Raw genomic sequence first — 12,924 nt, forward strand, 5'->3', positions numbered from 1 at the left:
GCGGCTATTGTAGCGGTCCAGGCGCGGGAACCCTTTCGCGCGGCGAGGCGGCGATGAGCGGAAGCGTTCCGCGGAACAGGCCGGTCCGGCGGCTCGGACGCGCCGGCGCTTGGCTGGCGGTCATCGCACTGGCTTGGGCGACGCTCGCGCCGACGCGCGCAGCGGCGCAGTCGGCGTCGGCCGACGCCGACGCCAGCCAAATCAGCGAGCGCGTCCTGCGCGCCGGCGACGGCCGTCTGCGCGTGATCGTCGAGAACCCGCCCGATCGCGCCCGCGCCGACGAATTGCAGGCCTGGATCGCCGAATGCGCGCGCGCGCAGCTGACCGCGTTCGGCCGTTTCCCGCTGCGCGAGGCGACGGTGCGGGTGCGGCTGGTGCCGCGCCGCGGCGACGACCCGGTGCCGTGGGGCCAGACCCTGCGCGAGAACGGCGTGTCGGTGCTGCTGTTCGTGCGCGAGGACGCGCGCTGGGCCGAACTGCGCGCGGACTGGACCGCAGTGCACGAGCTCTCGCACCTGTTCCATCCCTATCTGGGCGATGAAGGCCGCTGGCTGGCCGAAGGCTTGGCGAGCTATTACCAGAACGTGCTGCGCGCCCGCGCCGGGCTGCTCGACGGCGAGGAAGCGTGGCGGCGCCTGGACGGCGGTTTCCGCCGCGGACAGGCGGTGCGCGCGGGACGGCGCATGGACGAGATCGGCTGGCAGCGCGGCAGCACCATGCGCATCTATTGGGCCGGCGCGGCGTTCTGGCTGGACGCGGATGTGAGCCTGCGGCGCGAGCGCGGGCGCAGTTTGGACGAGGTGCTGGCGGCGTATTCGCGCTGCTGTTTGCGCGAGGACACGCGGACCGGGCCGGAGGCGTTCGTCGCCGCGCTGGACCGCGCCGGCGGCGGCGGCGTGTTTGCGCGCACGTATGCGCGGCATGCGGCGATGACGGGGTTTCCGTCGCTGGACGCGGATTACGCGGCGTTGGGGATCGAGACGAAGGACGGGACGCTGCGGTTTTCGCCCGACGCGGAGAAGGCGCGGTTGCGCGCGGCGATCATGGGGCCGCGGGCGGCGGTGGCGGTGCGCTCGTCGGCGGGTGGGGACGAAAGCGCGAAGTAGGCGGGGATCGCGGCAGGTGCGTTGTCGCGGTCGCGGCTCGCGCCGCTCCTACAGTCGGATACGAAACCGGCCGCAGCCCCTGTAGGAGCTGCGCAAGCTGCGACCGCGGCAATGCGATTACGACGAAACCCACATCGCCGCCGCGCCTCTACGCCCGCAGCGCCCGATCCGGACGCCGCGTGGCGAAACGGATCAATGCCCGTTCTTCGCCGCCTTGATGCCCGAGCTCATCAGCTTGTCGGTCCACGCGATGCCCACCGCCGAGACGATGAACAGGAAGTGGATCAGCGATTGCCACATCACGCCTTGCTGGGTCAGCTCGCTGCACTTCGCGGTCGCGTTGGCCATGCCGTTGGCGGTCGCCGCGGCCGCCGCCTGCGCGGCGGCGAAGGCCTCCGGCGTGCCGCACAGCGGCAGGCCGAGATTGCCCGCGCCGATGAAGGTCTTGAGCAGATGGATCGAGGAGATGCCGATGATCGCCATCGCCAGCTTCACCTTCAGCACGCTGGCGTTGACGTGGCTCAGCCATTCGGGCTGATCGGGATGGCCTTCCAGGCGCAGGCGCGAGACGAAGGTCTCGTAGCCGCCGACGATCACCATCACCAGCAGATTGGAGATCATCACCACGTCGATCAGGCCGAGCACGATGAGCATGATGCTCTGCTCGGTGAGACTGGCCGCGTCGCTGACCAGGTGGATCAGTTCGCGCACGAACTGGAACACGTACACGCCCTGGGCGACGATCAGGCCCAGATACAACGGCAGCTGCAGCCAGCGCGAGCTGAAGATCAGGGCCGGCAGGGGATTGAGTCGGTTGATCTTGGAGTCGGTCATGCGGAGTCGATAACGTTCGGGGAAAAGTGAGGAATCGCCGTGAACGGCGAGCGCGGCCAAACGCGGGCGTTTACCGCGGCGCGGGGCACAGAGTAGCCGGGCCGCGCCGTCATCGCCATCGCGAACGCCGGCGCATTCAGCCGCGATGCGCGCGGCACGCGCCTTTCCACCGCCGCAACGGCGCCGCGCGCGGGGCCGCGCGTACACTGCCGGCTCTTTATAGCGGAGTCCTTCCCCATGATCGACCTGCACTACTGGCCCACGCCCAACGGCCACAAAATCACCTTGTTTCTGGAGGAAGCGGCCGACGCCGGCCACGGCCTCGCCTACACGATCAAGCCGGTGAACATCGGCGCGGGCGATCAGTTCAAGCCCGAATTCCTGGCGATTTCGCCGAACAACCGCATGCCGGCCATCGTCGACCATGCGCCGGCGGACGGCGGCGCGCCGCTGAGCGTGTTCGAATCCGGCGCGATCTTGCAGTATTTGGCCGAAAAGACCGGCCTGTTCGCGCCCGCCGACCTGCGCGGCCGGGTCGAGACCAACGAATGGCTGTTCTGGCAGGTCGGCGGTTACGGCCCGATGCTCGGCCAGAACCATCACTTCAACCGCTACGCGCCGGAGAAGGTGCCTTACGCCATCGACCGCTATCAGCGCGAAACCGAACGACTGTACGGCGTGCTCGACAAGCGCCTGAGCGGGCGCGGTTTCGTCGCCGGGCAGGCGCTGAGCATCGCCGACTTCGCCTGCTACCCGTGGGCGCGCGAGCACGACTGGCATCACGTCGATCTGGCCCGCTACCCCAACGTGCAGCGCTGGTACGACGCCCTGAGCGCGCGCCCGGCCTTCCAGCGGGCCTACGAAATGGGCAAGGTATACCGCGCCGACAAGGCCATGACCGAGGAGATGCGCAAGCACCTGTTCGGGACTCCGGCCGCGCAAGCCACCTAAACCCGCCGCACCCGCCGCACCACCGCTGTTGCGCCGCCGGCCCGCCGGCGGCGCCCGCCACGGACCTTCCGCCCTGATGAACAACGCCCGCCGCCTCGCCGCCTGCCTGATCGCCATGTCGCTGACCGCCGCCACGCCCGCCCTCGCCGCTCCGCCCGCCGCCGCGCCGGCCGACGGCCGCCTGACCCTGGAAGCGCTGACCGGCGACGCGCCGCTGTCGGGCCCGAGCCTGCTCAAGCCCAAGGTCGCCCCCGACGGCAGCCGGGTCAGCTTCCTGCGCGGCAAGGAGCGCGACCGCAACCGCCTGGACCTGTGGGCCTACGACATCGCCAGCGGCAAGACCGCGTTGCTGGTGGATTCCGACGACGTGCTGCCCGGCGCGGAGGTGCTCAGCGACGCGGAGAAGGCGCGGCGCGAGCGCCAGCGCATCGCCGCGCTGTCGGGCATCGTCGACTACCAGTGGTCGCCCGACGGCAAGCGCCTGCTGTTCCCGCTCGGCGGCGAGCTGTACCTCTACGACCTCGCCCAAACCGGCAAGGCCGCGGTGCGTCGCCTCACCCACGGCGAGGGCTTCGCCACCGATCCCAAGCTCTCGCCGCTGGGCGGCTATGTGAGCTTCGTGCGCGACCGCAACCTGTGGACGATCGATCTGGCCGACGGCAAGGCCACGCAATTGACCAAGGACGGCAGCGGCACCATCGGCAACGGCGTCGCCGAGTTCGTCGCCGACGAGGAAATGGACCGCCACACCGGCTATTGGTGGGCGCCCGACGATTCGGCCATCGCCTTCGCCCGCATCGACGAATCGCCGGTGCCGGTGCAAAAGCGCTACGAGGTCTATCCCGACCGCACCGACGTGGTCGAGCAGCGCTATCCCGCCGCCGGCGACCGCAACGTGCTGGTGCGCCTGCTGGTGGCGCCGGTCGGCCGCGCCGGCGCGCCGCGCGAGGTCGATCTGGGCAAGGAACAAGACATCTATCTGGCCCGGGTGGACTGGCGCGACGCCAAGCGCCTGACCTTCCAGCGCCAGTCGCGCGATCAGCACACACTCGAACTGATCGAAGCCGATCTGAGCAGCGGCAAGCAGCGCGTGCTGCAGACCGAAACCAGCAAGACCTGGGTGCCGCTGCACAACGATCTGCGTTTCCTCGACGACGGCCGGATCCTGTGGAGCAGCGAACGCAGCGGCTTCGAGCACCTGTACCTGCTGTCGGAAGACGGCGCCCAGGCCACCGCGCTGACCTCCGGCGACTGGCCGGTGGACGGCGTGCTCGCGGTCGACGAAGCCGCCGGCCAAGTCTATTTCGCCGCCGGCAAGGACAGCCCGACCGACGCGCAGGTCTATCGCGTGCCGCTGGCCGGCGGCGCGATCGAGCGCTTGTCCAAGACCGACGGCATGCACGCCGCCAGCTTCGCCAAGAACGCCAGCGTCTACGTCGACAGCTGGTCGAACCCGTCGACGCCGCCGCAGCTGGAGCTGTTCCGCAACGACGGCAGCCGCATCGCCGCGCTGGTCGCCAACGATCTCAGCGACGCCAAGCATCCCTACGCGCCGTATCTCAAGGCGCAACTGCCGCTGGAGTTCGGCACGCTCAAGGCCGCCGACGGCAAGACCGCGCTGCACTACAGCCTGATCAAGCCGGCCGGCTTCGATCCGGCCAAGCGTTATCCGGTCGTGGTCTACGTCTACGGCGGGCCGGCCTCGCAGACGGTCAAGCGCGCGTGGTCGCCGGACTTCAACCAATACCTCGCTCAGCGCGGTTACGCGGTGTTCTCGATCGACAACCGCGGCACCCCGCGCCGCGGCGCGGCCTTCGGCGGCGCGCTGTACGGCAAGCAGGGCACGGTGGAAGTGGCCGATCAGCTCGAAGGCGTGAAGTGGCTGAAGTCGCAGCCGTGGGTCGAGGGCGGCAAGATCGGCGTGTACGGCTGGTCCAACGGCGGCTACATGACGCTGATGCTGCTGGCCAAGGCCAGCGACCAGTACGCCTGCGGCTCGGCCGGCGCGCCGGTCACCGATTGGGGGCTGTACGACAGCCACTACACCGAGCGCTACATGAACCTGCCCAAGCGCAACCCCGAGGGCTACCGCGAAGGCCGCGTGCTCGAACACCTGGACGGACTGACCTCGAAGCTGCTGCTGATCCACGGCATGGCCGACGACAACGTGCTGTTCACCAACTCGACCTCGCTGATGAGCGCGCTGCAGCAGCGCGGCAAGACCTTCGAGCTGATGACCTATCCGGGCGCCAAGCACGGCCTGCGCGGGCGCGACGCGCTGCACCGGCTGCGCCTGACCGAGGATTTCTTCGACCGCTGCCTCAAGCGCTGAGCGCTCGGGGCGTCATCGAACCGACGACAAGGAACGCGACGCGATGAACGCCGAACCCCGAACCGAATACCGCAAGCCCTGGGTGCAGCGCCATTGGCTGCTGATGCTGGTGATCAGCTTCCTGGCGATGATGGTGCTGTCGCTGGCCATCGGCTTCGGCGCCGTCTACGTGATGATGTCCTCGATCAAGAAGACCGAGCCGTATCGCGAAGCGATGGCGCGGGTGCACGCCGACGAGCGCATGACCCGGGCGCTCGGCGAACCGGTCGGCGTGCGCTGGGAACCGATGGGCGCGGTCGAACAAACCGAGCAAGGCCAAGCGATGTTCGTGGTGTTCCTGCAGGGCGCGCGCGGCACCGGCTCGGTCAATGTCGAGGCGATCTACGCAGAAGGCCGCTGGCGTTACCGCCGCGTCGAAGGACAGGTCGACGGACCGCCGCGCGAGCGCTTCGATTTGAACGCCGACGGCGACCGCTGATCGGCGCATGACCTTCGGCGCTTGGCCCGCCGCGCCCGCCGGCCGATGCTGGCGGGCGCTTCGCGTTCGCGCCCCTTTCTACTCACGACACAGGCCGCCGCCATGAAACCGCTCGTTTTCGCTATCGCCCTGGCGCTGTGCGCGCCCGCCCTCGCCGCCGCGCCGGCGGCCGCGCCCGCCGCGGCCCAGGCCGCCGCCAAGCCGTCGCCGGCCTGGGTCAAGCAAAGCAACGACTACACCACGATCCTGATCAAGGCCCAGGCCGATTTCGCGCCGGAAGGGTTCTCGTTCTTCGGCATTCCCGGCTACGACGACAAGGTCACCGACCTGCGTCCGGGCGTGAACGAGCGCTACCGCGCGGCGATGGCCAAGGCGCGCGCGCAGTTGCAGGAGAAGCTCGAACTCGAGCGCGATTCCAACGTGCGCCAGGATCTGCAGATCCTGCTCGGCGCGATCGATCAGAGCGTGCAGGGCAGCGAGCTCAACGAGAAGCTGATGCTGCCGTGGTTCGACGCGCCGCAGACGGTGTTCTCGGGCATGAACTCGCTGCTGACCGATCAGATCGACCCGCAGCGCCGGGCCAAGGCGCTGGCGCGCTTGCAGGCTTACGTCGGCCAGGCGCCGGGCACGCAGCCGCTGACCACGCTGGCGCGCCAACGTTACGAGGAGCGCTTGAGCAATCCGGCGCTGTTGCAGCCGAGCAAGCTGGAGGTCGAACAGGCGCTGGCCAACGTCGACACCTACGCCGCCGGCATCCGCAAGCTGTTCGCCAAGTACAAGGTCGCCGGCGCCGAGCCGGCGCTCAAGGCGATGGAGACGCAACTGCGCGACTACGGCCAGTGGACGCGCCAGCAGGTGCTGCCGAAGGCGCGCACCGATGCGCGCCTGCCGGAAGAGCTGTACGCGTTCCAGCTCAAGCAGTTCGGCATCGACGTCGAGCCGCAGCTGCTGATCCGCCGCGCCCAGGTCGAGTTCATGGAAACCCGCGCGGCGATGCGCCAGCTGGCGCCGCTGGTGGCGCAGGCCAAGGGGCTGAAGGTCGCCGATCCGCACGATTATGTGGCGGTGATCGCGGCGCTGAAGCGCGACACCATTCCCAACGACCAGCTCGAAGGCCGTTACCGCAAGATCATCGACGCGATCGATCCGATCATCCGCAAGGAGAAGATCGTCGACGTGCCGCAGCGGCCGATGGTGATGCGCCTGGGCAGCGAGGCCGAATCGGCGGCGCAGCCGGCGCCGCATTTCCTGCCGGCGCAGTTGGTCGGCAACACCGGTCAGCAGGGCCAGTTCGTGCTGCCGGTGGCGGTGCCCAGCCCCGGCGGCAAGGCGCTGCAGTACGACGACTTCAACTACGAATCGGCGGCGTGGACGCTGTCGGCGCACGAAGGCCGCCCGGGCCACGAATTGCAATTCACCGCGATGGTCGAACGCGGCGTGTCGCTGGCGCGTTCGATGTTCGCGTTCAACTCGGTCAACGTCGAAGGCTGGGCGCTGTACGCCGAAGCCGAGATGGTGCCGTACGAACCGCTCGACGGGCAGCTGATCGCGCTGCAGTTCCGCCTGCTGCGCGCGGCGCGCGCGATCCTCGACCCGATGCTCAACCTCGGCCTGACCGACCGCGCCAGCGCCGGCAAGGTGCTGCGCGAGCAGGTCGGCTTCTCCGAGGCGATGACCAAGCAGGAGTTGGACCGCTACATGTTCAACATGCCCGGCCAAGCGGGCAGCTATTTCTACGGCTACAGCCGGATCCTGGAGCTGCGCATGAGCACCGAGCTGGCCTTGGGCGATCGGTTCGACCGCCAGGGGTTCAACAACTTCCTGCTCGATCAGGGGCTGTTGCCGCCGGCGTTGTTGGCCAAGGCGGTGGAAGAGGATTTCGTGCCGAAGGGCAAGGGCAAGTGATCGCGGCGCGCGGTTGAGCGCGCTCGCAACGAAAAGGCCGCGGCGGGTGCCGCGGCCTTTTTTGTTTGTGGCGATGTAGGAGGCGATGCGCGGCAGGAAGCGTTCGCCGCGATCAATACACCAGCGACCACTGCAAGGTGTGCAACGCCAACACCAACCACACCACGGCCAAACACGCCAACGCCATCGCCACCGCGGTATAGCGCCGCAGCTTATGCACCGGCGGCTTCCACGCCGCGCGAACGTTCAGCACCGAAATCGCCGCGACCGCGAGGCTCAGCAATCCCAACAGCTGCGCGATCCGCAACGCCGAATCGAGCTGCCCGTCGAGCAAGCTCGCCGACGCGTCGATGCGGCCGAAGATCCACGCCCACAGCGCCAGCAGCAACAGATTGGCGATCAAACCGAAGAAGGTCAGCAAGCGCAGGTCGCGCCCGCGTCCGTCGAGCTTGAGCTGGCGCTGGGTGTGCCGGCGCACCAGCGCCGCGGCCGGCCACAGCGCGAGCGCGAGCACGTGCACCGCGGCGGCGGCGAACAGCAGCGGCAGCAGCCAGCCGGCCGAGCGCCACGCCGGCACCGGCTGCAGCCACATCGCCGGCGGCGTGTCGTCGGTGGCGATCGCCACGATCTTGCCGTCCACGCGCTTGGCCGCGAGCCGGCTGTCGCCGTCGAGTTCCTGCCACACATAGGGCTCGATCTCGCGCCAGCGCTTGAGCCGCCCGTCGCGCGTGCGCAGGGTCGACACGGACACGGTGTCGTCGTCGTTGAGCGTCACCACCGCGCTGCCGAGCAAGCGCGCGATGGCGAGGAAGTTGCTCGCCGACTGGCGGCTGCTTTCGTAACGGCCGAGCAGTTGCTTGCCGTGCAGGCGCGCGGTCAAGCGGGTCGGCGGCGGCACGCCGCGTTCGGGGTAATAGCGCTTGAGCACCCCTTCGATGAGGTCGCGATGCAGCGCGCGCCCGGCCGCGCCGGGGCCGTCGACCGAGACGAACACGCCGAGCTTCTTGTCCGGCAGCATCGCCAGATTGCTTTGGAACGCCTGCGTCGCACCGCCGTGGCCGAGCACGGTCAAGCCGTGCTTGTCGCGGCGGAAGAAACCCAGCGTCATCGAATCCAGGCCCGGCACCGGCGTGGACGCGATGCGCTGCATCGCCTGCGCGGTGTAGGGCTTGAGGATTTCGGCGCCGCGGTAACGGCCCTGATCGAGCTGGGCGATCATGAAGTGGGCCATGTCGACGCCGGTGGTCGACAGCGCGCCGGCCGGCGCCGGATTGACCAGCTCGAACCCGATCGGGCGCGCGCCGGCGTCGGCGTAACTCTGCGCCATGTCGCCGGCCAAGCCCTTCGGCAGCGGCTGGCGGAAGGTCGAGCGACGCATGTCCAGCGGCATCAGCACGTGTTCTTCGATGTAGTCGTTGAACGGCTGGCGCGCCACGCGTTCGACGATGTAGCCGGCCAGGGCCACGCCGTAATTCGAATACGCCGGCACCCGGCCCGGCGGGTAGATGCGCTCGGGCTGCACGGTTTCCAGATAGGCGCGCAGCGGCCGCAAACGCGACGGGTCGGCGGCGAACAGATGCTTGTTGGACTCCTCGAAACCGGCGCTGTGGGTCATCAGCTGGCGCAGGGTGACGCCCTGGCCGCGGTAATCGCGGATGCGGAAGTCGAGGTAGTCGTTGACGTCGGCGTCGAGGTCGAGCTTGCCCTTCTCGACCAGCTGCATCACCGCGGTCCAGGTGAACAGCTTGGAGATCGAACCGGGGCGGATCACGGTGCGCGCGGCGTCCATCGGCCGGCCCTTCTCGCGGTCGGCGTAGCCGTAGCCCTTGGCGAGCAGGATCTGGCCGTCCTTGACCACCACGACCACCGCGCCGGCGAGGCCGCCGCGCGCGAGCGCGCTGGGGACGAGGCCGTCGGCGTAGGCCTCCACGTCCACCGACACCAGCGCCGGCGCGGGCGCCGGGCCGGCGTGGGCTTCGAGCAGGATTTCGGCGCCGGCGCCGTCGTCGTTGCCGGGCGCGAGCGCGGCGGGCGTCGCAGGCGGCAACGGCGCCAGCGCGATCGGCGCCGGCGGCGGCAGCGCGATGGCCTTGGGCGCGGGCGGAGGCGGCAATGGGATCGGCTTGGGGGGCGCGGGCGGCGTGGGCGGTTGCGCGGCGACGGGCGCGGGCGGAACCGGCGCGGGCGGCGGCACCGGCTTCGGCGCGGGCTTCGGCGCCGGCGGCAGCGGCCGCAGTGGGATCGCCTGGGTGTCGTCGCCGATCCCGCCGTCCGACAGCAGCGGGCCTTGCTTCACCACGCCGCCCGACAGCGGCGCGACATAGGGCGCCGAACCCGGCGGGCGTTGCGGCGCGGGCGTATCCAGCACGATCCGCGAAGGCCGCGGCTCGGACGCGGCGGCGCGCACGGCGGCCGAGGGCGCGGTTCGCTGGGGCGCGACGGGGGTCGGCGACGGCGCGGCGGGACGGTGCGCCGGCGGCGGCGGGGCCGTCGTCGCGGAACGCGGCGGGGCGGAAACGGGCGTCGGCGGGGCGGTTCGCGGCGACGGCGGCGCGGAGGTCGGCGTAACGGTCCGCTGCGAGGGCGGCACGGGCGCAGCCGTGCGCGGCGACGAAGACGCCGGGGTCGGCGCGACGCTGCGCGGCGACGAAGAGGTCGGCGTGGGCGGTGAAGTCGCAGCGCGCGGCGAAGTGCCCGTCGACGGCGCGGCGCTTGTGCGCGGCTGTGCGCCCGCCGCGGCGGGCGCGCGCGTCGGCACGCCGCCGGACGCGGGCGCGGGCGCGGGCGCGGGCGCGGGCGCGGACGAGGCCGGGCGAGCGGGCGCGGGCGCGCTGTTGCCGGTCGCGGGCCGCGAGGCCGCGGGCACGGCGGTCTCGCTGCGGGCCGGCGCGGGCGCGACCGGACGCGGCGCGGACGACGCCGGAGCGGCGGGACGGTTCTCGGATGCCGCAGCGGCCTGCGGCGGCGTCGCGGACGCGGCCGGGCGCGACGCGGGCGTCGCCGCCGGCTTGGCCGGAGCCGCGGGCGCGGCCACGGCGGGAGCGGAACCCGAGCCCGCCGCAGGCGCCGTCTGCGCTGGCGCGGCGTTGCTCCCCGCCGGCGTCAGCGGCACCGCCGTGGTCGTGGCCGGGAACGCCGACGCGTTGCTGGCGCGCGGCGGCGCGGCGGCCGGGGCCGATGCGGCCGGGCGCGGCGGCAACGGCACCGCCGTCGGTGTGGCCGGAAACGCGGCGCTGCCGGGATTCGCCGGCGCGCTCGCGGCCGGCACCGGGGCCGGCGCCTCGTCCGGCTTCGGCGGCGCCTGCGCAGCCGGCGGCTGCGCCGCCGCGGCCCACGCCATCGCCAAGCACAAACCCACCGGCGCACCCACGCGCCAAGCCCGCCCCCAGACCTTACGACTCATCCCTAAACCCCCTCTCGCCCGGGCGCCGCCCCGGGGAAATCCATACGTAGCGCCGCGCGGCGGCCTTGCGGCCGGCGGCAGCCCGGCAGTGTACTTGCTCGCCGGCGACGCATCGGCGACCGCGGCGCGCCCCGGCGGCCCGCGGACGGGCGTTCGGGCGCCCGCCGCGCCATTCCCGCCGTCGCCGCGCCGGCCCGCCCCGGCGCCCGCCCCGCTTTCCTAATACGAAATTCGGTTTCACAATCCGAATAATCGCTTGCCGGCACGGCTTGGCAAGCCTCCGGCGCGCGCCCTAGAGTCGCGTGTGCCCTTTTCCGGCCCTATCGATGCCCGCCAAGCGCAGCAAGACCGTCACCGTCGCCGCGCCCGCCGCCGCCGCCCACAACCCGGGCGTCGCCCTGCGCGCCCTGCGCCGCCAGCGCGGCTGGACCCTGGCCGAAATCGGCGCGCGCACCGGCCTGCCGATCTCCACCTTGTCCAAGATCGAGAACGGCAAGATGTCGCTGAGCTTCGACAAGCTCACCCGCATCGCCCAAGGCTTGGAAGTGGACATCGGCGAGTTGTTCTCGAGCCAGCCGCCGGCCGGCAACGACGCCTTCGGCGGCCGCCGCAGCATCACCCGCGCCGGCGAGGGCTATGCGATCCGCACCGAGAACTACGACCATCTGTATCCGGCCTCGGAACTGCTCAACAAACGGCTGGTGCCGATCATCGTCGAGCTGCACGCGCGCAGCCTGGAAGAATTCGGCGAGCTGATCCGCCACACCGGCGAGGAATTCGCGCTGGTGTTGGAAGGCGCGATCGAACTGCACACCGAGCTGTACGCGCCGGCGCGCTTGGAAGCCGGCGACTCGATCTATTTCGACAGCACCATGGGCCACGCGTATCTGGCCGCCGCGCCGGGGCCGTGCCGGGTGTTGGCGGTGTGCTCGGGCGGCGAAGCGCATCTGCGCGAAGCGATGGCGCGCCAGGACGTGACCCGCGGCGCGCGCGGTCGGCGCGAGGACGCTTGAGCGCTTCGCGCCTGCCATAAAACTTCGCGCAAAACCCATCGCGGGCAAGGCCGAAGCGGCACGGCCGGCTGATCGCAGTCACACAAGCGGCTTGCAGCGATCACGGGGCCGAGTTTTCGCCGCATGAAAATTTTTCTCCGACCGGCGCCTCGCTCCGGGGCGCGCGGCGCGGCGCGGACGGGTTCGCTCGGACGGCTCGGCCCGAGCGGCTCAACTCAAGCGCGCCAACATGCGCTGGCTGCCGATCAGCCGCGCCCAGCGCGCGCCGACATCGCTCAGGCAGACGTAGGCGGCCTCGCCGGCCAGCCGCACCAGCATGCGCGGGCCGAGCCGCAGGCGCGGTTCGGCCGCGCACAGCTCGAAGTCGTAGCCCAATTGGCGGGCGAACCACGCGCAGCGCGCGAGGTGGTAACGGCTGCTGAGCAAGGTCACGCGCGAGCGCATGCCGTCGCCGAGCAGTTCGCGCGCGTTGCGCAGGTTCTGCAGGGTGTCGCGCGATTCGGCCTCCAGCCGCAGCGGCGCGTCGGCGGCGATGCCGCGCGCGAGCAGGCCGCGCCGCGCCAGTTCGGCCTCGGTGGGCTCGTCCGCGGCGCCGCCGCCGAGCAGCACCACGCTGCTCGGCGGACGTTCGCTCCACAGCGACACCGCCCGATCCAGGCGCGCCTCGAAATCGCGGTCGAGCTTTCCGCCCGGCGCGTGCTTGCCGAACAGCAGCACGCAATCGCCGCGCTCGGGCCGGCACGGCGCCTTGCGCGCCACCCGCAGCACGTGGACGAAATACCCGACATACACCAGCCCCGCGCTGAGCGCGCACGCGGCCGCGGCGACCGCCGCGACATGCAGGATGTCGCGGTCGCCGAACAACGCGATGCGGTGGGCGTTGCGGGTGGTCACGGCGGTTC

10 protein-coding genes are annotated in these 12,924 nt (G+C 71.1%); 7 read left to right on the forward strand and 3 right to left on the reverse strand.

All coding sequences use genetic code 11. The features are described 5' to 3' along the window. Positions 1 to 53 precede the first annotated feature (53 nt). Positions 54 to 1,106 carry a hypothetical protein gene (locus tag J5226_RS02405; RefSeq protein ID WP_215838274.1) on the forward strand — a complete coding sequence of 351 codons (1,053 nt, stop codon included), beginning with the start codon at positions 54 to 56 and terminating at the stop codon, positions 1,104 to 1,106. 192 nt (positions 1,107 to 1,298) lie between these two features. Here the strand turns inward: J5226_RS02405 and J5226_RS02410 are convergent, their stop codons facing one another. Then, entirely contained in the window at positions 1,299 to 1,940 is a 642-nt protein-coding gene (locus tag J5226_RS02410; RefSeq protein ID WP_215838275.1) for a TIGR00645 family protein, read from the reverse strand. A gap of 237 nt (positions 1,941 to 2,177) precedes the next feature. Here J5226_RS02410 and J5226_RS02415 point away from each other — a divergent pair, with 237 nt between their 5' ends. The 4 genes from J5226_RS02415 to J5226_RS02430 all read left to right on the forward strand — a co-directional run bounded on the left by J5226_RS02415 (position 2,178) and on the right by J5226_RS02430 (position 7,606). Further along, the gene (locus tag J5226_RS02415) at positions 2,178 to 2,891 is read left to right on the forward strand and encodes a glutathione binding-like protein (protein WP_215838276.1); all 714 of its coding nucleotides are present in this window, start codon (positions 2,178 to 2,180) and stop codon (positions 2,889 to 2,891) included. Between the two features lie 115 nt (positions 2,892 to 3,006). Next, entirely contained in the window at positions 3,007 to 5,223 is a 2,217-nt protein-coding gene (locus J5226_RS02420; protein ID WP_215840297.1) for a S9 family peptidase, read from the forward strand. A 43-nt stretch (positions 5,224 to 5,266) separates the two neighbouring features. After that, complete coding sequence (locus tag J5226_RS02425; protein ID WP_215838277.1) at positions 5,267 to 5,701, forward strand: cytochrome c oxidase assembly factor Coa1 family protein; 435 nt, start codon at positions 5,267 to 5,269, stop codon at positions 5,699 to 5,701. Between the two features lie 102 nt (positions 5,702 to 5,803). Continuing rightward, a complete protein-coding gene (locus J5226_RS02430) occupies positions 5,804 to 7,606 on the forward strand; it encodes a DUF885 domain-containing protein (protein ID WP_215838278.1) in 1,803 nt (600 codons plus the stop codon). A 112-nt stretch (positions 7,607 to 7,718) separates the two neighbouring features. On the opposite strand, the gene J5226_RS02435 is transcribed toward J5226_RS02430, so the two are convergent. Continuing rightward, the gene (locus J5226_RS02435; RefSeq protein WP_215838279.1) at positions 7,719 to 9,974 is read right to left on the reverse strand and encodes a serine hydrolase domain-containing protein; all 2,256 of its coding nucleotides are present in this window, start codon (positions 9,972 to 9,974) and stop codon (positions 7,719 to 7,721) included. Positions 9,975 to 10,206: 232 nt separating this feature from the next. Between J5226_RS02435 and J5226_RS02440 the strand changes: the two genes are divergently transcribed. Both J5226_RS02440 and J5226_RS02445 read left to right on the forward strand, forming a co-directional pair. Continuing rightward, on the forward strand, positions 10,207 to 11,232 hold the full coding sequence (locus J5226_RS02440; RefSeq protein ID WP_215838280.1) for a hypothetical protein: 1,026 nt from the start codon (positions 10,207 to 10,209) through the stop codon (positions 11,230 to 11,232). Positions 11,233 to 11,335: 103 nt separating this feature from the next. Beyond that, entirely contained in the window at positions 11,336 to 12,022 is a 687-nt protein-coding gene (locus J5226_RS02445) for an XRE family transcriptional regulator (protein ID WP_215838281.1), read from the forward strand. 210 nt (positions 12,023 to 12,232) lie between these two features. Here the strand turns inward: J5226_RS02445 and J5226_RS02450 are convergent, their stop codons facing one another. Further along, on the reverse strand, positions 12,233 to 12,916 hold the full coding sequence (locus J5226_RS02450; protein ID WP_215838282.1) for a YdcF family protein: 684 nt from the start codon (positions 12,914 to 12,916) through the stop codon (positions 12,233 to 12,235). Positions 12,917 to 12,924 lie beyond the last annotated feature (8 nt).

Source organism: Lysobacter sp. K5869 (genome assembly GCF_018847975.1).
Lineage (GTDB): Bacteria > Pseudomonadota > Gammaproteobacteria > Xanthomonadales > Xanthomonadaceae > Lysobacter.